This is a genomic window from Rhodospirillaceae bacterium, from assembly GCA_018660465.1.
Lineage (GTDB): Bacteria > Pseudomonadota > Alphaproteobacteria > Rhodospirillales > JABJKH01 > JABJKH01.
On sequence record JABJKH010000041.1, the window covers coordinates 48,714 to 67,769 of the forward strand.

The 19,056-nt window shown below is 52.2% G+C and carries 19 protein-coding genes; 10 read left to right on the top strand and 9 right to left on the bottom strand.

What is annotated here, in order from left to right; all coding sequences use genetic code 11:
• Nucleotides 1–195 precede the first annotated feature (195 nt).
• Together HOM51_07010 and HOM51_07015 are read right to left on the bottom strand one after the other, a co-directional pair.
• Nucleotides 196–459 carry a Usg family protein gene (locus HOM51_07010; GenBank protein MBT5034255.1) on the bottom strand — a complete coding sequence of 88 codons (264 nt, stop codon included), beginning with the start codon at nucleotides 457–459 and terminating at the stop codon, nucleotides 196–198.
• Between the two features lie 123 nt (nucleotides 460–582).
• Nucleotides 583–1,203, bottom strand: a complete 621-nt coding sequence (locus tag HOM51_07015) for a glutathione S-transferase family protein (GenBank protein ID MBT5034256.1) — start codon at nucleotides 1,201–1,203, stop codon at nucleotides 583–585.
• A 297-nt stretch (nucleotides 1,204–1,500) separates the two neighbouring features.
• On the opposite strand from HOM51_07015, the gene HOM51_07020 reads away from it, so the two are divergent.
• From HOM51_07020 to HOM51_07055, 8 genes are all read left to right on the top strand, one after another.
• On the top strand, nucleotides 1,501–2,109 hold the full coding sequence (locus tag HOM51_07020) for an ABC transporter substrate-binding protein (GenBank protein MBT5034257.1): 609 nt from the start codon (nucleotides 1,501–1,503) through the stop codon (nucleotides 2,107–2,109).
• A 9-nt stretch (nucleotides 2,110–2,118) separates the two neighbouring features.
• Nucleotides 2,119–2,976 carry a squalene synthase HpnC gene (hpnC, locus tag HOM51_07025; GenBank protein ID MBT5034258.1) on the top strand — a complete coding sequence of 286 codons (858 nt, stop codon included), beginning with the start codon at nucleotides 2,119–2,121 and terminating at the stop codon, nucleotides 2,974–2,976.
• Nucleotides 2,977–3,126: 150 nt separating this feature from the next.
• Entirely contained in the window at nucleotides 3,127–4,266 is a 1,140-nt protein-coding gene (locus tag HOM51_07030) for a glycosyltransferase (protein MBT5034259.1), read from the top strand.
• A 40-nt stretch (nucleotides 4,267–4,306) separates the two neighbouring features.
• A complete protein-coding gene (gene hpnD / locus HOM51_07035; protein ID MBT5034260.1) occupies nucleotides 4,307–5,173 on the top strand; it encodes a presqualene diphosphate synthase HpnD in 867 nt (288 codons plus the stop codon).
• Between the two features lie 4 nt (nucleotides 5,174–5,177).
• Nucleotides 5,178–6,425, top strand: a complete 1,248-nt coding sequence (locus HOM51_07040) for an NAD(P)-binding protein (GenBank protein ID MBT5034261.1) — start codon at nucleotides 5,178–5,180, stop codon at nucleotides 6,423–6,425.
• 274 nt (nucleotides 6,426–6,699) lie between these two features.
• Nucleotides 6,700–8,559, top strand: coding sequence for a squalene--hopene cyclase (gene shc / locus HOM51_07045; protein MBT5034262.1), 1,860 nt, complete (start codon nucleotides 6,700–6,702; stop codon nucleotides 8,557–8,559).
• 125 nt (nucleotides 8,560–8,684) lie between these two features.
• Nucleotides 8,685–9,467 carry a transporter substrate-binding domain-containing protein gene (locus HOM51_07050; protein ID MBT5034263.1) on the top strand — a complete coding sequence of 261 codons (783 nt, stop codon included), beginning with the start codon at nucleotides 8,685–8,687 and terminating at the stop codon, nucleotides 9,465–9,467.
• A gap of 37 nt (nucleotides 9,468–9,504) precedes the next feature.
• Nucleotides 9,505–12,309 carry a transporter substrate-binding domain-containing protein gene (locus tag HOM51_07055; protein ID MBT5034264.1) on the top strand — a complete coding sequence of 935 codons (2,805 nt, stop codon included), beginning with the start codon at nucleotides 9,505–9,507 and terminating at the stop codon, nucleotides 12,307–12,309.
• Nucleotides 12,310–12,317: 8 nt separating this feature from the next.
• Here HOM51_07055 and HOM51_07060 read toward each other — a convergent pair whose 3' ends face one another.
• From HOM51_07060 to mnmH, 5 genes are all read right to left on the bottom strand, one after another.
• Nucleotides 12,318–12,722 (bottom strand): DUF3225 domain-containing protein, encoded by a 405-nt coding sequence (locus tag HOM51_07060; GenBank protein ID MBT5034265.1) that lies wholly within the window; start codon nucleotides 12,720–12,722, stop codon nucleotides 12,318–12,320.
• Between the two features lie 82 nt (nucleotides 12,723–12,804).
• Nucleotides 12,805–13,521, bottom strand: coding sequence for a hypothetical protein (locus HOM51_07065; protein MBT5034266.1), 717 nt, complete (start codon nucleotides 13,519–13,521; stop codon nucleotides 12,805–12,807).
• 39 nt (nucleotides 13,522–13,560) lie between these two features.
• The gene (locus HOM51_07070; protein MBT5034267.1) at nucleotides 13,561–14,022 is read right to left on the bottom strand and encodes a selenoprotein B glycine/betaine/sarcosine/D-proline reductase; all 462 of its coding nucleotides are present in this window, start codon (nucleotides 14,020–14,022) and stop codon (nucleotides 13,561–13,563) included.
• A gap of 114 nt (nucleotides 14,023–14,136) precedes the next feature.
• Nucleotides 14,137–14,457 (bottom strand): hypothetical protein, encoded by a 321-nt coding sequence (locus tag HOM51_07075; GenBank protein MBT5034268.1) that lies wholly within the window; start codon nucleotides 14,455–14,457, stop codon nucleotides 14,137–14,139.
• Between the two features lie 37 nt (nucleotides 14,458–14,494).
• Complete coding sequence (gene mnmH / locus HOM51_07080) at nucleotides 14,495–15,601, bottom strand: tRNA 2-selenouridine(34) synthase MnmH (protein MBT5034269.1); 1,107 nt, start codon at nucleotides 15,599–15,601, stop codon at nucleotides 14,495–14,497.
• Between the two features lie 202 nt (nucleotides 15,602–15,803).
• Between mnmH and HOM51_07085 the strand changes: the two genes are divergently transcribed.
• A complete protein-coding gene (locus tag HOM51_07085; protein MBT5034270.1) occupies nucleotides 15,804–16,940 on the top strand; it encodes a diguanylate cyclase in 1,137 nt (378 codons plus the stop codon).
• Between the two features lie 36 nt (nucleotides 16,941–16,976).
• On the opposite strand, the gene HOM51_07090 is transcribed toward HOM51_07085, so the two are convergent.
• Together HOM51_07090 and HOM51_07095 are read right to left on the bottom strand one after the other, a co-directional pair.
• Nucleotides 16,977–17,297: a hypothetical protein gene (locus HOM51_07090; GenBank protein ID MBT5034271.1), complete on the bottom strand. Its 321-nt coding sequence runs from the start codon at nucleotides 17,295–17,297 to the stop codon at nucleotides 16,977–16,979.
• A gap of 116 nt (nucleotides 17,298–17,413) precedes the next feature.
• A complete protein-coding gene (locus HOM51_07095) occupies nucleotides 17,414–18,223 on the bottom strand; it encodes a glucose 1-dehydrogenase (GenBank protein ID MBT5034272.1) in 810 nt (269 codons plus the stop codon).
• A gap of 146 nt (nucleotides 18,224–18,369) precedes the next feature.
• On the opposite strand from HOM51_07095, the gene HOM51_07100 reads away from it, so the two are divergent.
• The gene (locus HOM51_07100; protein MBT5034273.1) at nucleotides 18,370–19,056 is read left to right on the top strand and encodes a fumarylacetoacetate hydrolase family protein; all 687 of its coding nucleotides are present in this window, start codon (nucleotides 18,370–18,372) and stop codon (nucleotides 19,054–19,056) included.

Below are 19,056 nucleotides of genomic sequence, written 5' to 3' on the forward strand. Positions count from 1 at the left end.
GCGTGTAATTCCTGAAGACGTGGTGCCAATGAGTGTCCTTCGAGACGCGCCTAAGCAAGCGCTCCTCAGGATGAAGAGTTTTCATAAGCAATTGATAATAAACTTAATTTTAATATATCTTCATCCTGAGGAGCCGCGCCAGCGGCATCTCGAAGGACGCTCAGCGGTACAAACTCACCTTATATACAGACCAATCTAATGAATAATAAACTCACCATCTGCCAAGCGAACTTCGGCCGGTTTGATCAGCTGGGCATTGGCGACGCGCACTGAATGCAATTTGCCATCAAGCCGCTGTTCCCAAAAATCCAGGAACTTTTTTAATTCAGGAAATTGCGGGGCTAGGTCCAGCTTCTGCCACACGAAACTTTGCAGCAAACTAGGAAGATCCGGCATGTGGTACAGGATTTCCGCTGTCGTCAGGCGGTAGTCTTTAAGTTGGCGTTTCAGATCAGACATGATGCATCTCCTTATCCACTGGGCAGTGTGCAGGAAACGCCATAAGAGTTCAACAATTATGTAATAATTCCAAGGGATTAGCAGCCGCCGCACGAGAGTGCTGCCAATCCCTTGAGAGGCGTTTTAAAGCCCGTTGTCGGTGATATGAGTCTTGTATCCCGGGCGTGCCTTCAGACGGTCATGCCAAGCGTCCAAGTTCGCCAATGCGGGATGATCCAGGTCCAACAGCTTCCAGCGATTAATAAAAAAGCCGACGGGAATATCGCCCATGGTGAGGTTCTCACCGGCGACGAAGGGTCTATCAGCCAAATGTGCATCCAACATTTTTATGTACACAATGGCGGCTTGCTTGGCTTCGGCGATGGCGTCTTGGTCCCAGTCCGCTTCTTCCTTGCGGGTGGTTTCACGGAAAATAAAGCCAACCGTGGAATTCAGCGCAAATAACTGCCAGTCCATCCACCGGTCTGCCTCAGACCGTTCTGCCGGGTCTTCCGGCCACAAGGTGCCCTTGCCGTGAATGGAGCTGAGGTAGCGAATAATAGAATTAGATTCCCAGATGATTGTGTCGCCGTCTTCCAGGGTCGGGACGAGTCCATTTGGGTTTATCGCCCGGTACGCCGGATCATCGTTGCCGCCAAACGGGCCCCCAAGATCCACTCGGTCAAATTCCAAGTTTAATTCTGCCAGACACCACAAAACCTTGCGCACGTTGCTGGATGTTTTTCGTCCCCAAACTTTTAACATTTTTTCGCCTCAATCTTTAAATACCATACGATAGGATGCGAAGGTGCGTCCTTGCGGGTAAAAGCGCAACATATAAGTTAACTTTATCGTACTCATTTGACCGTCTGACATGATTTTGACTTGATTTTTGGGTCTTCTTTGGCAGTATAGAGGATACCGGTCCGAATTTCAGGGAGGATTGGTGGAAAGATCGCTATCTCGGTTCTGAAAACGAGGATAGACTTGATCTAAATAGCCTGGGAACGTCACTCGGAGTTTCACCCGAATGACTCTTCCAGCTTGCGATAGGGATTGACGATGCGAAGACTTTTTTCTGCCGGTGTTTTTGCTTTATTCATGGCCGTGGTTTGGAGCCCGGACAACGCGCGCGCTGACGCGTTTTCTGATGGCGCCCTGAAATTCATCGAAAACCTGGCCCATAAATCACTGACGACCCTGACCGGGGATAACATAAATGTAAAAGAGCGGCGGCGTCGCTTTAAAATTCTCCTGCACAAAAATTTTGCCGTGAAAACCATCGGACGCTGGGTGCTGGGGCGCTATTGGCGGAAGGCCAAGCAACCCCAGAAAGACGAGTATTTCGACCTGTTCGAAAGCCTTATTATCAAGACCTACGCCGACCGCTTTGCAAAACTATCTGGCTCCAGTTTGATTGTGAAGAAAGCCATCTCCAAGGGCAGCAAGGACACGGTGGTTTATTCGGAATTTCGGGAAGGCAAAAAAGTAGCGGCTAAAATCAACTGGCGGCTGCGCGCCAAGGAAGGCCAGTTCCGGATCATCGACGTGATGGTCGAAGGCATCAGCATGGGTATGACCCAGCGCGACGAGTTCGCTTCGGTCATTCGCAAAAGCGGCCGCGGTGTTGAGGGCTTGCTCAGGGAACTCCGCAAGAAGAAGACTCTCTAACTCGAGGTCATGAACACCCCATTGGCGACACAGGATTCGGTCGAAACTCCTTCAGGTAAAGACGCCGCCTACGAGAACTTTCCGGTGGGCTCATGGCTGTTGCCAGCGCATCTCCGCCCACATATCGCTGTGTATTATAACTTTGCCCGTGCGATTGATGACATCGCCGATAATCCTGACACCCAGCCCGACGAAAAAATTAAACGCCTCAGTGAATTTGAACGCGCCGTGCTGGGCGAAGGCGACCCCGACCCGCTCTATGCGACCGGCCACCGTATGCGCGACAGCCTGAATGAAACCGGCACCACGCCCCAGCACTGCCTGGACTTGGTCGATGCTTTTAAACAAGACGCGGTCAAAGGGCGCTACGACGACTGGGACGATCTGATGCACTACTGCATTCGCTCAGCAGCCCCCGTTGGACGCTACCTATTGGATATTCACGGCGGATCAGTCGATGGCTATGGCCCGTCGGATGCGCTGTGTAATGCGCTGCAAGTGATCAATCATCTTCAGGACTGCCAGGACGATTATCAGACCATGGACCGGGTGTATCTGCCGGGCGACTGGATGGCGGCACATGGTGGCACGGTCGAACAATTGGATCAGGACAAGGCATCCCCCGGGATCAGAAAAGTCATTGATCAGTGCCTAGACGCAACAGACGAACTCATGATCGAAGCGCGGCGTTTGCCCGCGGGATTAAAGTCCAAACGTCTGGCCATGGAATCCGCCTTCATCGTCCGTATTGCCGATGCCTTGATTAAGCGCTTGCGGAATGAAGACCCGGTGGCGGGGCGGGTGCAGTTAAGTAAGCCCCAGTTTGTCTGGTGTGGCATTCGGGGCGTTGGTTCGGTTTTATTTTGAGGGAGATGTTGGAGCTTAACAATGCGTCCTTCGAGACGCCGCTTTGCGGCTCCTCAGGATGAAGAATATTATTGAATAAAAAATCTTCATCCTGAGGAGCGCGAGAATTGCGCGTCTCGAAGGGTCTGAGCGAAACTCACTAGATATATCATGATACAACGCCTCCTCCCCTTCCTCCCCTTCGCCATCTGGATCGGTCTCATCCTGTTCAGAGGCAACTTTTGGCGCTCGGATCAAATTACGTCCGGAGAAGCCAAAGACTTGGACTCATGGCCCAACGTCACCGCTGTCATACCGGCGCGCAACGAGGCCCCTTCCATCGGGGCGACGGTCGAGACCTTGTTGGCGCAGGATTATCCGGGCTCCCTCTCAGTCGTAGTCGTTGACGACAACAGCGACGATGGCACGGCAGACGTCGCACGTGCCGCCGCAGGAGATCGGGCAGACAAACTCACGGTCGTCAGCGGCAAGCCCTTGGAAGCTGGATGGAGCGGTAAGCTGTGGGCCGTAAGCCAAGGCATCGAAGGCGCCACCACGTCCGACTACATTTGGCTGACCGATGCCGACATCACGCACACGCCGGGAAACCTGCGCTGGCTGGTGGCCAAGGCGGAGGTAGAAAAACTCGATCTGGTTTCCGAAATGGTCATGCTGCGCTGTGAAAGCTTTTGGGAGCGCTTGCTGATCCCGGCCTTTATTTTCTTTTTCCAAAAGCTGTATCCCTTCCCCCAGGTTAACAACCCGGACCATGCTGTCGCCGCAGCCGCCGGCGGTTGTGTATTGGTCAAGCGGAAGGCCTTGGCAGATGCGGGCGGCATTGCCGCGATTAAGGACAAGTTGATCGACGATTGCGCCCTGGCGGCGATCATCAAGGCTCGCGGGCCGATTTGGTTGGGCCTGACCGAACGCGCGCACAGTTTGCGAGTCTATAATCATTTGAGCGAAATCTGGCACATGGTCGCCCGCACCGCGTTCGTGCAGTTGGATCATTCGGTCCTGCAACTGATCGGCACCGTCGTCGGCATGGCAATCATTTATCTGGCGGCACCGATCATGGCGATCTGGAGCGGCATCACGGGAGATGAACTTTTAGGGCTTGCCGGCGGTGGTGCTTGGCTGGTGATGGCGATCACATTTTTGCCAACGCTGAGACTGTATAAAATGAACCCAGCCTGGGCGATGGCGTTGCCGCTGGCCGGGTTGATTTATACAGCCATGACCGTTGATTCCGCTCGCCAACATTGGGCCGGGCGCGGCGGGGCCTGGAAGGGGCGGAGTTATAGTTCTTGACCCGTGACGTTCAGTAAAAGGTGGTGTATCCATACTCGTCATGAATGAGATAGCGACAAATACTGAGATCGAGACTGATCCAGCAGCCCATGCAGAAGAAGTCGTGCGCCGATCTGGCTCATCATTCTTCTGGGCGATGCGGCGCTTACCGACGGAAAAGCGTCAGGCGATGTATGCCATCTATGCGTTCTGCCGCGAAGTCGATGACATTGCCGATGATCCGGGCGAGGAAGAAACCAAGCGCTTCCAACTTGGTCAATGGCGCGGTGAAGTCACCCGCATATTCGCCGAAAGTGCCCGCCTCCCCACGGCCAAAGCCTTGATCCAACCCGTGGAACGCTACAACCTGCCGCAGCAAGATTTCCATGCCATGATCGACGGCATGGAGATGGATGCTGGCAACTCTGTGCGCATTGCCAATATGGCTGAGCTGGAACTTTATTGTGACCGGGTCGCGTGCTCGGTTGGGCGCATGTCGAACATGGTTTTCGGTATTGAAAAAGAATTGGGAGACAAGGTCGCCTTCTCCCTCGGTCAAGCACTGCAACTCACGAACATCCTCCGCGATGTTGCCGAAGACGCCGAACGCGACCGGCTGTACCTGCCCCAGGATTTGCTCATCGCCCACGGCATCGACAGCACGAACATTGATGAAGTGCTGACCCATCCGCGCCTGTCGGATGTGTGTGAGCTGTTGGCTGAAGTCGCCAAACGCCGGTTCACGGAATCTCGCGAGCTCTTAGCACAGTGCAACCGCGTTCAAATGCGCCCGGCGATCATGATGATGGAAGTCTATGATGCGATCATGAAACAGTTGTTTGTGCGTGGCTGGAAAAATATCGATATCCCCGTCAAGCTGAGCAAAGTCAAGAAGCTGTGGGTCGCCTTCCGCTACGGCATGTTGTAGCACGGTGGCTGGCCATATTCATATCATCGGGGCTGGGGTGGCAGGGCTTTCGTGCGCTGTATCCCTCACCGAACGAGGCGAGTCTGTAACGCTGTATGAAGCCGCCGGCCACGCCGGTGGGCGGTGTCGTTCCTATGAAGATGCGGCTCTGGGTCGGCGCATCGACAACGGCAATCACTTGTTGCTGAGTGGTAACAGCTCAGCCATGGCCTACCTGAAAATAATTGGTGCGTCCGATAGCCTGACAGGACCAGAGACGGCAAGCTATCCTTTCGTCGATTTAAAGTCCGGCGAACGCTGGACCGTGCGCCCCAACAAGGGGGTGCTGCCGTGGTGGGTGTTTTGTGAAAACCGCCGGGTGCCAGGAACGAATGCCTGGGATTACCTGAAGGCACTGCGTCTGGCACTTGCCGGCAAGAACGACACACTCGCCAAATGCCTCGGCAACAGCGGCCCGCTGTTCGAGCGGTTTTGGGAACCGTTAGGAGTTGCTGTCCTGAACACCGATGCGAACGAAGCGGCGGCGGCGCTCTTGTGGCCCGTCATGAAAGAAGCTTTTGGCAAAGGCGAAGACTTCTGCCGCCCGCGCATTGCCCGCGAAGGCTTGAGCGAAAGCTTTGTTGACCCTGCCCTCGCCTATTTGAAGGGGCACGACGCGGACGTTAATCTCAACACCCGGGTCCGGACAATCACGTTAGACAACGAACGGACAACATCCTTAGACTTGGGCGACAAAACGGTGAGCTTGGACGAAGATGATGTCTTGGTGCTTGCGGTACCGCCTGCAGTCGCGTCTTCGTTACTGCCCGACCTTACCGTTCCTCTGGAAACCCGGGCGATTGTGAACGGGCATTTTATTTTGGACGCGCCCAGAAGTGACGAGCTCAGTTTCATGGGCCTTGTCGGCAGCGTCAGTCAGTGGCTGTTCGTGCGCGGTGAAGTCGCCTCGGTCACGGTCAGCGCCGCAGATAAGCTGGCCGAACAACCCGCCGAAGAAATTGCCGAGACTCTCTGGAAAGAGGTTGCGAAAGCCCTGGAACTGGGCGATAAGCCCCTTCCGGCGCACCGCATTGTTAAGGAAAAGCGCGCGACTTTTGCGCAAACGCCGGAAGACGTTTCGAGACGACCAGGCCCTGTTACTGCCTGGTCGAATTTGTTTCTGGCAGGAGATTGGACCAACACAGGCCTGCCCGCTACCCTTGAAGGGGCGATTAGGTCGGGCCGAATCGCTGCAAATAGAATCACTCAATAAGGCACTAGACTCTTGACAAACATGGACCTTTTTGGCCATTTTGAGAGCTTGGGACCAAGTGTTAAACGGGATTTACGGGGTCGACGTGAATTTATTAGACTCAGCACTGCAATCCGATCGTTCTTCGGTCGTAGAGCAACTGCGCCCGGATCACGTCCAAAACCCCCAGCAAAACCCCCAGCAAAACCCCCAAAAAAACCCTCAGCAAAGCCCTCGGAATAACCAAGATCAAAATCAAAAAATCGACGCGATTATCGCCAAGGCCAAGGCCTGGATGGAAGACCAACAGGCCGAAGATGGGTCCTGGTCGTTTGAGCTGGAAGCCGACGTCACCATCCCCGCTGAATACATTCTTCTGAACCATTTCCTAGGCACAATCGACGACGAAATTGAAGCCAAGCTGGCAGAATACATCCGCCGCACCCAAGGCTCACACGGCGGCTGGCCGCTGTATCACGACGGTGATCTCAACATGAGCGCGTCGGTAAAGGCTTATCTGGCACTGAAATTAACCGGCGAAGACCCTGAAGCCCCGCACATGACCTGGGCGCTGAACGCCATTCGTAATCACGGTGGTGCTGAAAGGGTCAATGTCTTCACGTTGTTTGCCCTGGCGTTGTTTGGGCAAGTCCCCTGGAGTGCGGTACCGGTGATGCGGGTCGAGGCGATGCTGCTGCCGAAATGGGCGCTGTTCCATATCGATAAAGTTTCGTATTGGTCGCGGACCGTGATGGTGCCGTTGTTGGTCTTGGCGGCGTTGCGTCCCGAAGCCAAGAACCCGCGCAATGTCGATATCAAGGAATTGTTCCTAACGCCGCCGGATGAGGTGAAAACCTTTCTGACAAACCCGACCGGCAGCTGGCTCGGCCGGGTGATGTTGGGGGTTGATAAGCTTGCTCGGTATGTCGAGCCCTTCGTGCCGCAATCTTGGCAGCAGAAAGGCATCGATAAGGCCCTGGTATTTATCGAAGAACGCTTGAACGGTGAAGACGGTCTGGGCGGTATCTTCCCGGCGATGGCCAATGCGCTGATGATGTACGATACGTTGGGCCACGATAAAAACGACGAAAAATGCAAAATCATCCGTAAATCCATCGACAACCTTTTAATTCTGCATGACGACTGGGGCTACTGCCAGCCGTGTCTGTCGCCGGTCTGGGATACAGGTCTTGGCGCGTTAGCGATGCAGGAAGCCGGCGTCACCCACGACGATGAGCGCCTGCGTAAAGCCTGCGAGTGGTTGGTCAACCGACAGATCACCGAAGTTGAAGGCGACTGGACTGCCAACCGTGGTAATATCCGCCCTGGCGGCTGGGCGTTCCAATATTGGAACGACTATTACCCTGATGTTGATGACACGGCAGTCGTGGTGATGGCACTGCATCGCGCTGATCCTGAAAAATATAAGGACGCCATTGACCGTGGTACGGAATGGATCATCGGCATGCAGTCCAAAAATGGTGGCTGGGGTGCCTTCGATGCGGACAACGAACATTACTTCTTACAGAACATCCCGTTCGCCGATCATGGCGCGTTGCTGGACCCACCAACAGCAGATGTGAGTGCGCGCTGCATCTGCATGCTGGCGCAATTGGGCTATGACAAAAATCACCCGGTGGTTAAAAAAGCTCTTAAGTATCTTCGCGCTGAACAGGAAGACAACGGCTCCTGGTTCGGACGCTGGGGCAATAACTATGTGTACGGGACTTGGTCGGTATTGAACGCCTATTGCGCACTCGGCAAAGACATGTCGGCACCGCACATCCAAAAAGCCAAAGACTGGTTGATCTCTTGCCAGCGGCCCGATGGCGGCTGGGGCGAAGACTGCGCCACTTATTGGCAGCACCGCCGCGATGAAGTTAAGACCAGCACGCCGTCACAAACATCCTGGGCAATGTTGGGCCTGATGGCGGTCGGCGAAGTCGACAATGACGCCGTGCACCGCGGTGTTGAATATCTACTGGAAGCACCGCGCAACGGCAAATGGGTCGAAGAATATTTCAACGCCGTCGGCTTCCCGCGGATCTTCTATCTCCGCTACCACGGATACAGTGGCTATTTCCCGCTGTGGACCCTGGCACGCTACCGCAATCTGATGGACAGCAACGATAAGTTCCCTAAGTTTGGGATGTAATTGACGGGTTTGGTTTCTCCCGTTCTCTCCTCTTTTCGTTTCGCCCAATCAAATATAAATAGTTTTGTTGATCGTCGACCATATATGTAAGATTGAGGCGAAATTTTAGATGAGCACATTCCTAATTGCAGTGGGGAAAAATGCGTTTCTTAGTGTTAGCAGTTTTCATAATTTTCTCATTTGGCCAGCAAGCGATCTCAGCGGAGTCGGTTGTTCTGGTAACGCCGGTGAATTCCGTCGACACAGTGACGAGCGAGGTCATCCTAAGAGAAGCCTACCGTCGTATCGGAATAAATCTGGTCATAAAAAAGTATCCAGCCGAACGCGCCCTTAAACTCGCCAACCAGGGTAAAGTGGACGGAGAAGTTCAGCGCATTAATGGCATTGCCGCTAAATATCCGAATTTAATCCAAGTCCACCCAAAGATAAACTTCATCGAAGGCGTTGTTTTTTCCAAATCTGTGACCTTCGATGTCAAGGGCTGGGAAAGTTTGCGCCCCTATCGAATTGGAATTATCCGCGGCATAAAATTCGCCGAGCGGAATACGGCCGGCATGAAAGTATTGCCTGCCGGAAATTATGCCACCCTGTTCAAGATGCTCGATAGAAAAAGATTTGATATCATCGTTTCACCAAGTCTGAATGGACGCTACCAGATGTTACAGGCCGGAGTAAAAGGGTTACGCGAGTTGTCCCCGCCAATAATGCGGTTCGATCTTTTTCACTACTTACATAAAAAGAATAAGGCGCTACTCCCTAGAATTTCGAAGGTACTCCAAAGCATGAGAGAGTCTGGAGACCTTAAAAAAATCCGTCGTCACGTAAATATTATTTTATTGAAACGCGTCGAAAAACACCTGCCAATCTGCGATAAGGACTATAGTTGTTTTGAGGGAAAGTCTGGCTAATTTTGGGGTAGATCATGTGGGCAGGGGGTTTGACGGAATGAAGCGGCTTCTTTGCCCGGTGTTCATTCTGCTAGCGGGGGTGCTTGTTGCCTTTTCATCTTTGGCTATTGCCGCAGATAATACAAAGAAATCTTTAAACAAAATCATCGCGGCCATGCCGCAAAATTTCCCGCCTCACTATTCCATCGATTCATCGGGCCAACCTACCGGGTTTGCGGTCGACGTTATGAACGCAATCGCAAAGAAAGCGGGCATCGAAGTATCCTACGACATCAAGGAGAACTGGAGAGAGACCCAAGGGGCCTTGAAATCTGGCAAGGCTCACGTAATTCCAAATCTAGGCATCTCAATCAAGCGCAAAGAATTTGCAATATTCACCACACCGCTGGAAAAATTTCACATTTCCATTTTCGTTAGTAAAGAGCGAACTGATCTCAAAAACCTAGCGGATATGAAAGGTATCATCGTCGGCGCCGTTGACGCCAATGTGGGGGCGCGGCTGCTTGCCAAAAGAACCGACTTAGAATTGCGCATATTCGCAACCTTTCACGAAGCCATGTTGGCGCTTTTGAGTGGTCGTGTAGAGGCATTGGCTTATCCAGAATCGGTCACTTGGAAGTCATCTCGTAAAATGAAGTTAGACGGTCAAATCCGTGTTCTTGCCCCTCCCCTTAAAACGATCAAGAGGGCCATTGCCGTCAGAAAGGATTTGCCCGAACTTCTGAAACGTCTGCAAGTCGCAATGGATGGATTCATCGGTTCTACAGCGTACAAAGAAATTTACTCCAAGTGGTATGATGCGGACCGACCGATTTGGACGGCGGACCGATTTCTTCTGATTGCCCTGGTCATTATGGGCCTGATCGTGGTGGGCTTTGCCGGATGGCCTCTCATTAACAGGGTGCGTGCCAACGCTTGGGCTCAATTGGCGGAGGACGGCAGCCAAGCCACAGAAAGGAATGAGCCGTTTAGGTCTCTGACCTCAAAACTATTGAGCATCTACGTGCCTTTGGTAACACTTGCCGCTGTCGTTTTGTTTTTATACTTGGAATTTCTTTTTTATCAGAAAGAACGTGACCAATTAATCTCATCGCTGAATAACGTTGTTACCATCCAGAGCCCAGCGTTCCAGGCAGCGGCATGGGAATATGATGTAGATCAGGTGCGCCAACTCCTTGGGGAATTTCTGCTTTTACCGCACATCCAAGGCGCTGTCATCTATGACACGGCTGGCGAAGTGATGGGCCAGGTGGGTGACATTAAAACAGAACCCGAGATTCCAGAGTTCAGGGTAAATCAGACCCTGCTCTCTTCATACCAAGGTGTTAAGGAGCCGATTGGTCGCTTGGTTATGACGGTCAACAGCAAACAAATCTGGCTCCGCGTATACGAACATCTTCAGGTTAACGCGATTATTTTGCTGGTCCTGCTCATCAGCCTTATCACCAGCACTTTATTTGCCGTCAGCAGGGTCATTGGCCGCCCCCTGCTCCAACTCCGCAATGCCATAGAACAAACCAAGCTGGAAAGTGTTAGAACCCCTGTGCAGTGGGAAAGCGGCGATGAATTGGGCCAGGTCGTTCGCGCCTACAATGAAATGCAGGAAAAGGAAGAGGCAGCGAAAAATGAAGTTAGGGAATACCAGGAGAACCTCGAAAATCTTGTTGATGAAAGAACCCAGGAATTAGAACACAAATCGACCCTTCTCGAGGCCGTTCTGGGCAGCATCAATCAGGGTCTGGTCGCTTATGATAATAAATTGATGCTGATCATTTCCAATAAGCGGTTCCAGGAAATTCGCGATGTGCCAGAAGAAATGACGCGTCCCGGATCAGCCTTCATTGACTGGGTCAGGTTCGATGCCGAACGTGGCGAATTCGAAGACGGCGATCCAGAGAAAGTCGTCCATCAGAAAATTCTCCAAGCCGAAAAATTCGTTGCTCACAGTTTTGAACGCAAAAGGCCCGACGGTACGATCATTGAAGTCGAGGGCGGGCCGCTACCAAATGGTGGATTTGTTAGCACCTTCACGAACATCACGGAACGTAAGACTGCCGAAATCAAACTGTCTGACGCGTACAATGTAATTTCCGATTCAATTGATTATGCGGCCCGAATTCAACGTTCCGTCCTTCCCGATGACGCCTTGTTCTCCTCTCTTCTCTCTGATCATTTTGTCTTGTGGGAACCGCGTGATGTCGTCGGCGGTGATATCTATTGGAGCAGAATGTGGGGCGATGGCTTCCTTATTATCTTGGGCGACTGTACCGGCCACGGCGTTCCCGGAGCCTTTATGACGCTGATCGCCACCGGTGCCTTAGACAACGCCTTGTCAGATGTCGCCGGGGGTCAGGTAGCGGAATTGATGCAGCGCCTTCACCAGTTGGTACAGGTCACTTTGGGCCAGTATGGAGAGAAAGGAGAGTCCGACGACGGCATGGAACTGGGCATCTGTTATGTCGGCCCTGATATGGAAAACATGATATTTGTCGGAGCCCGGTTCGAGCTGTATCTGGTTCAAGATGGCGCGATCAGTATCATTAAAGGAACAAAAAAAGGTATTGGCTATCACGGAATTCCCCACAACCAAGTATTCGAAGAACATGAAATTGTAAATTTAGCTGACAAATCTTTTTACATGACTTCCGACGGGTTGGTCGATCAGGTCGGCGGCGAAAAAAATCGAATGTTTGGAAAAAAACGTTTCCGCAATCTCTTGCTGGAAATACAAGATCAATCCATGAAAGATCAAAGAGACCGCCTACATCAATCCCTAACCGAGTATCAAGGCGATCAAACCCGCCGCGATGACGTCGCGGTCATTGGGTTTAGGGTTGAGTGACGGCACCCTCAATAAAGCGTACTCCCGTCCGTTGTTGATACATGCGCGCTAACGACTTTCCAGCCAACGTCCGGGAATTTGATCCAGGTTTGGGTTTGTCGACCGATAAGGTCTTGGCCGCGGACTTTGAATTCTAGATTGACGGTGGCTGTGTCATCACCAATTGTCAGGATTTCGAGCCGAATTCTTTTTTCCTTAATGCCGGGCCCTGGCTTTCGAGCGACGCGGAAAGCGTGGATGGCATCGAAGCCGTAGCCGTGTTCACCCATGGCGAGGCGCACGGTAAAAGGGCTGTTCCAAAATGTGTCGTCGAGAACGTCCACATTTTTCTCAACCAGTGCGACTTCATAAGCTTCGAATTTCTGGCGCACTTCCTCGACCACTTCGGGGATGTTGGGGGTGTAATCTTTCATCGTGATTCCTCTGGAAATTCAAATAAAAAAAGGCCCGCCTTTATTGAGCGGACCTTTCTTTAAGCAGTCTACTTTAGTTCCGTCAAACGTGTTTCAACATTGCGTTCGGAACGTAGGCCGTTCGTCCCATTGTTTGCAGGGCCTCGGTCTCATGACCCAGGCACAGTTCCCGCAATTTGATGAACAGCTTTCCGGCAAGGGTTTCTCCGTAATACCAATCACTGATTTGAACATCGGAAACACTTCCGGGTTTCGCCATTGCCGCCTGATAATAGAAATATTTCAGATCATCAGCGGTTAGCTTCAACGCACGGCCAATTGGCTGGCCTTCCATGAAGCTGTCGATGCTCGGGTCGTCAACAAAGCTAACTAGGAAATCGATGATCTCCTCGGGCGAATATTCGGTCAGACCATCTAATCTCCGACCCTTAAAGTTCTTGATCGATTCTTCATACCACGGACGCAGCAGGACGACTTCTTGCTTCAAATCCAAGGCGAGTTTTTCTGCATCGCTTAGATCATTCTGTGGAGCCGCCAAGTTTACCGGGCAGGTCCAGCCTTCCATATCCGCCGGTGGCCCCGGAGGCGCATCGGGGAAATCTTCGATGAACGGCCCGTCATTGCGTTCGAGCAATTTAAGCGCACCCAACAGGACCCGGCGTTGAAAATCCGGCTCATTCGGCGCGCCAAACGGACGCCCCAGTTCAAACGGTACGAACAGTGCCCGCGGTGGACGCAGGCCTTCGGTGTGTTTTCGGATCAAGCTGATTTGCGTCGTCGGCAAACCTTCGCGTTCCAAGTAGTGTGCCAGCCCGCCCACGGCGCGCGTGCATTGAGGTCAAACGCCAGCGAGGATAACCCCGGTCACGTTGTCACTTTTCAAAAGTCCCGCCAGATCCTTGGAAACAGCAGCATGTGCCATCGGCGGTGTCGCCCCCATAAAGGCGTAATGATAGTCGGCAACTTCGCCAACATCGCCACTTGCTGCCAGTTCTCTCAAACGCTCAATCGGGAAGACAATGTTGAGGTCCTGTTGAAATCCCGTGCGATCAAAGTTGGTGGAAACGTGGCTCATGATCAGATCATCCATATCCGTATCGTTGGGGATGATTCGGTATTCACCGACACCTGGGGTGAATTCTTTATCTTCGCGGCGGTGCAAACCTGCCGTTGTAATGATCGCGACTTTTCGTTCGTTGAGCGCCGGGCCATCAGCGCAAGTTGTATCGTCATAATCAGGCAGATCCTGATTGACGATCATGTTGCGCTGCTTTTCCGGCATGTCTGATAAATGGGCCATAATAATCCTTTGGCTATGCCTAAGTTAAGTTGTTGGGAATTGAGCGAATAGTCCTGTGCGGGGGCCTTTCGATCAAGGTCTCATCGCAAAAATTTATGCGGACTTTGTTCACATTTACGAGAACGTTGCCAATTCTTTGGTTTTGACCGCAGTCGACTGCCGCATCATTTCTTCGGCGATCTCGATCAGGTCTTTCTTATAGGCGTCTGCATCAAAGCCATCTTCAAAATAGCCTTCTTCGACGCCCCGGTCGACCGTGCTCAGCGCGTACCAGATCACTTCATATACCTTGTCATAGCAAAATGAGTTCGCACCGCCTTCAAGAACCTGTATTCCTGCGAGATCAAACAGGCCGGCATCCTCTCTGTTTGATCCATTTGAAAGGGCCGTGGCCGTGGCTTCTTGGGTCAAGCGCAAGATCAAGTCGGTATTCATATTGCTGTCCTTAAAATGTGGATTTTGTACGCAGCGCTCACAATAGGCTTCTTTCTTTGGCCCACTCAAGCACCTCATCATACGATCCGTGAAATATGATTTTATCGGATTGTTTGCCGAGTTGGTATTCACACATCGGGTCGTAATAATCAGCCAACAGCGCCACGATCCAGCCTTCGTGATCACTGGTGTCGTCCTGTTCTTCCTGCTTCTTCAGCGCGGCGTCCATCAAGGCCGAAATCTTTTGGTATCTTTCCAGCCCCAGCCGCCGTTTCACGCGCATAAGACTTTGAGTTAAATAATCGACAAACAGCTCAAACCCATTGTCTGGATGCGCCTCCAGGAACTCCTGCGTCATTTCAATGACATACTCCCGCAAGATGCATTGCACCCGGTCCGCCACCGGCATTTCCACGATCGCCACATCAGCCGCGCGCATTTTATCGTAGAAATCTTTTGGGATTGTACTGGGGCCAATCGACTGGCTTTCATCTTCGACGATTAAAGTGCGGCCTTGAAAGGCGTGGCGCTTCTGCAGCAATTCAATGCCGAGAGCGTTCTCAAAATCAATTTGTGACGGCACACCGGAAACCCTGTAGCCAAAGCTTGAGCCGCGATGATTGGCATGACCTTCCAAATCGATGCTGAAGTCGACGGCATTGACCAGGGCCGTCTTCCGGGTGCCCGTCTTGCCGCCGATCCGGATGATCGGCACTTCTGCCGCCGCCTTATCAATTGTGTCGATCAACAGCCGCCGGAGCGCCTTGAACCCACCATCGATCAAGGGCACATCGACCCCTGCTTCATGCATCCATTGTCGGGCATAATTGGACCGCATGCCGCCGCGCCAGCAATACATGTGGGTGTTCGCGTTGGCCTTGGCGAAGTCGCACCAGGCTTGAATGCGTTGATCCTTGGTGTCGCCCGCGACCAACTTGTGGCCCAGTTCGACCGCGGCTTCCCGACCCTTCTGCTTATAGCAGGTGCCGACCAATTGACGTTCGTCGTCGTTTAGGATTGGGATGTTTTTAGACGTTGGAAAACCACCCTTGGCAAATTCAACCTCCGCCCGCACATCCAAAAACGGCGTGTGCGCCAGAAACAGATCCCTAAATTCTTCAGAACGAACGATGTGGTCTAGCATTTTCAAAGTCGTATTTCCGGCAGGTGAGCCTAGGACATACCGGAAACGACCGACCTTTTAAATGAAAACTAGATAACGACATAGTGAATATCTAATTATAAACCATCACGTGACCTAAAAGCAGACAGCGGTATATTTTATGGATTAGGTAGCAAATTGGGATTAAATTGATATCGGCACAAGGGTTCGGGAGCTGAAGATTTTGAATTTATCGAGCAAAAGCAAAGACTTGGAAGGAATTAAAGAACTCAAGAGTGAGTTGAAAGACCTCCGCGCGCGCCTTGCTCAGTCCGAAGAAAACCTTAGCCAGCTTCGTGATCTTGCTGCCCGCGAAGATGCACAGCGCGACATAAATGAAGCAAAAACCAATAAGTCGATGAATGATCTGGCGACTGAGGTCTTCGCCCGAATTCAAGCAGAAGAAAAATTAAAGGCGAGTGAGCAACATCTTCTTGATGCAATTGAAAGCCTACAGGAAGGGTTTGCGCTGTTTGATAAGGACGACAAGCTGGTCCTCTACAATGAGGAATATGTACGGTTGCACGCGTTCATGGGCGATTTCCTAAAGCTCGGGAACTCTTTTGAAGAAATGGTTCGTTATAATGTGAAGCGTGGAAAAATCCTGACAGCCATCGATCGAGAGGAAGATTTTGTAAAAGAGCGCGTCCAGCTGCACCGCAATCCCAGCGGTCCGATCATTCGGGCCTGGGAACATGGGACGTGGTACATCATCAACGAATCAAAAACGCCCGACGGCGGGATTATTCAGACCTTTAGTGATATTACCGATTTAAAACGCGCCGAGGAACAAATCAGCCACATGGCGAACCACGATGCGTTGACGGGACTTCCAAGTCTGCGCCTCGGCAAAGACCGGCTGACCAGCGCTGTCGCCCATGCCCACCGCCATGACTCTAAGGTAGCATTGATGTTTGTTGATTTGGACGGCTTTAAGGAAGTGAACGACACGATCGGTCACGATGCCGGCGATGAAGTGCTGGTGGGTGTCGCCAAGCGGCTTACAGATTGCGTCCGGGAAACAGATACGGTCGCCCGAATTGGCGGCGATGAATTTACCGTCGTGATTACAGAAGTTTCAGACAAAGACGCCATCGCCAATGTGGCCAAAAAGATTATCGACAGTGTCTCGGAACCGTTTATCCTAAGCGATGGCGCTGCCCAGACAACCATCGGGGCCAGCGTCGGCATCGCCATTTATCCCGACCATGGCAAAAACGCCGAAGCCCTTGTTCGATTGGCCGATAAGGCAATGTATACGGTGAAACGGCGTGGCAAAAACAACTACGTCTTTGTCGATGAAATAGACCCAGAAGACTAACCCTATACAGATAAGTACAGGTTCAGCTAAGAGGTCTTAGTTGAACAAGCTAAGGATTGTTTTCTCTGATTCGCCAGCGAACGATTGGCCGTCGTTATCTAGTTTTTGACGAACATCAAGCGCCAGCAACTTAGCCGCTTCTTCGGAAATGCTCGGGCCATTTTCTATGTCTTCGATTGATGGCGCAGCATCGGCTAACTTTTTGGCCCCCGCATCAACGTTAACGCGCGCCGCGTCATCGTCACGTTTATCTTCCGCCTGTCGAGAATCATCTTCGGCCTTTTTTTCGAAAACCGCTGTCTTACGGAGGGCGACGAGATCGCTGGCCAGCGCGGTCGAGACTTTAATGTCTACCATCTTTTTTCTGCCTATTACTTCGTGCTTTCAGCACGACAACACATATCACTAAGACCGCATACTATTACCTAAGTGCCTCATTTTGCAACAAAAATTTAATAGACCGCAAGTTATACCTAAATAGGTGGCATATACCCACACGTCAGTCCGCCGTCGATTACGAACTCTGACCCGGTCATCATCCGCGATTCGTCGGATGCCAAATAGACAATGCCGTAGGTGACATCTTCGGTTTCCAGAATTTCGCCCAGCGGCACCAAGTCGGCCAATGTTTGATAGGCTTCTTCTTCATTGCCGACCGCATCGGTAAATCGTTGCAACAAAGGTGTCTTGATAAACGTCGGATGCACCGAATTGCAGCGGATATTGTACTTGTGACGGGCACAATGAAGGGCAATGGATTTTGTCATGGAGCAAACCGCCGCCTTCGCCGTGCCATAGCCAAGGGTTAAAGGATTGCCCAGAATCCCAACGGTGGAAGAGATATTGATAATCGAGCCGCCGCCGCTGTCTCTCATATATGGAAGCGCCAGTTTACAGCCCCAGAACACGCTATCGACGTCAATTTCCTGAAGTTTTTTCCACTCCGCAAAGTCGGTGGATTCGATATCGCCGCCGATGCTGATGCCGGCGTTGTTGACCAGCACGTTCAGGCCGCCGAATTCTGACTGGACGAGGTCCAGCGCCGTCTTCCAATCGTTTTCGTTCGTCGCATCATGCTTCGCAGCAATCGCGGCGCCAGCCCCGTCTGTACTAGGCCGCTCTGCGTTTATCATCTCCGCCGTCTCCTTGGCGGTCTCTTCATTGAGATCAGAAGCAACAACGCTTGCGCCTTCCTTTGCAAGGTGGCGCGCAGCGGCACGGCCCAGCCCTGATCCTGCTCCGGTCACCAACGCAATTTTCCCCGCGACACGACCTGAATTCATTTTTTCCTCCAGCGATAATTAACCTGAATAGTTTTTAGGCTTTTATCGACCGGCTTACACGACGAAAGCGGGCGACCGACCTAAAAAGCGTGGACATCGTATTGGGATCAGGCTTTTATCTGGCCAAATTCATAGGAGGATATTTCATGAGCTTAGTATTTTCGTCTGTTGGCACGCCGTCGGTTGCCATCGAAGGATCAGAGGATCGTTACCCCGCCCGTCGTTTATATTGCATCGGCCAGAATTACGCCGAGCACGCCCGTGAAATGGGCTACAACCCGGACCGGGAACCGCCGTGCTTCTTTATGAAGCCTGCGGATTCCCTGTTGCCCAGCGGCGAAGACTTCCCCTATCCCCCTGCCACCAACGACGTTCACCATGAAATCGAACTGGTCGTCGCCCTTGGCAAGGAAGGCCATGATATTTCAGCAGACGACGCGCTCGACTACATCTACGGCTATGCGGTCGGCCTGGATATGACCCGGCGGGATTTACAAGGCCAAGCCAAGGAACAAAGATTCCCATGGGAAACCGGCAAAGCCTTCGATAACTGCGCGCCCATCGCGCCGATCGTTCCGGCATCAAAAATCGGCCATCCGACCGAGGGACGGATTTGGTTGGACGTCAATGGCGAGCCACGTCAGGAAGGCGACATCAATCAATTGATCTGGGATATTCCGGAAACCATCTCATATCTCTCGAAACAATACACGCTCATGCCCGGCGACTTGATCTTCACCGGCACCCCCGCAGGTGTTGGCCCGATCAGCAAAGGCGAAACCATGGAAGGCGGCATCGAAGGCGTCGGCACCATCAAGATCGCCGTGGTTTAG

Excerpts from the sequence above, each read along its gene's own strand:
- HOM51_07015 (MBT5034256.1), bottom strand. The coding sequence starts at position 1,203 with ATGTTAAAAGTTTGGGGACGAAAAACATCCAGCAACGTGCGCAAGGTT.
- shc (MBT5034262.1), top strand. The coding sequence starts at position 6,700 with ATGGAAGACCAACAGGCCGAAGATGGGTCCTGGTCGTTTGAGCTGGAA.
- HOM51_07095 (MBT5034272.1), bottom strand. The coding sequence starts at position 18,223 with ATGAATTCAGGTCGTGTCGCGGGGAAAATTGCGTTGGTGACCGGAGCA.
- HOM51_07100 (MBT5034273.1), top strand. The coding sequence starts at position 18,370 with ATGAGCTTAGTATTTTCGTCTGTTGGCACGCCGTCGGTTGCCATCGAA.
- mnmH (MBT5034269.1), bottom strand. The coding sequence starts at position 15,601 with ATGCTAGACCACATCGTTCGTTCTGAAGAATTTAGGGATCTGTTTCTG.
- hpnD (MBT5034260.1), top strand. The coding sequence starts at position 4,307 with ATGAATGAGATAGCGACAAATACTGAGATCGAGACTGATCCAGCAGCC.
- HOM51_07075 (MBT5034268.1), bottom strand. The coding sequence starts at position 14,457 with ATGAATACCGACTTGATCTTGCGCTTGACCCAAGAAGCCACGGCCACG.
- HOM51_07090 (MBT5034271.1), bottom strand. The coding sequence starts at position 17,297 with ATGGTAGACATTAAAGTCTCGACCGCGCTGGCCAGCGATCTCGTCGCC.
- HOM51_07010 (MBT5034255.1), bottom strand. The coding sequence starts at position 459 with ATGTCTGATCTGAAACGCCAACTTAAAGACTACCGCCTGACGACAGCG.
- HOM51_07060 (MBT5034265.1), bottom strand. The coding sequence starts at position 12,722 with ATGAAAGATTACACCCCCAACATCCCCGAAGTGGTCGAGGAAGTGCGC.
- HOM51_07030 (MBT5034259.1), top strand. The coding sequence starts at position 3,127 with ATGATACAACGCCTCCTCCCCTTCCTCCCCTTCGCCATCTGGATCGGT.
- hpnC (MBT5034258.1), top strand. The coding sequence starts at position 2,119 with ATGAACACCCCATTGGCGACACAGGATTCGGTCGAAACTCCTTCAGGT.
- HOM51_07020 (MBT5034257.1), top strand. The coding sequence starts at position 1,501 with ATGCGAAGACTTTTTTCTGCCGGTGTTTTTGCTTTATTCATGGCCGTG.
- HOM51_07055 (MBT5034264.1), top strand. The coding sequence starts at position 9,505 with ATGAAGCGGCTTCTTTGCCCGGTGTTCATTCTGCTAGCGGGGGTGCTT.
- HOM51_07070 (MBT5034267.1), bottom strand. The coding sequence starts at position 14,022 with ATGGCCCATTTATCAGACATGCCGGAAAAGCAGCGCAACATGATCGTC.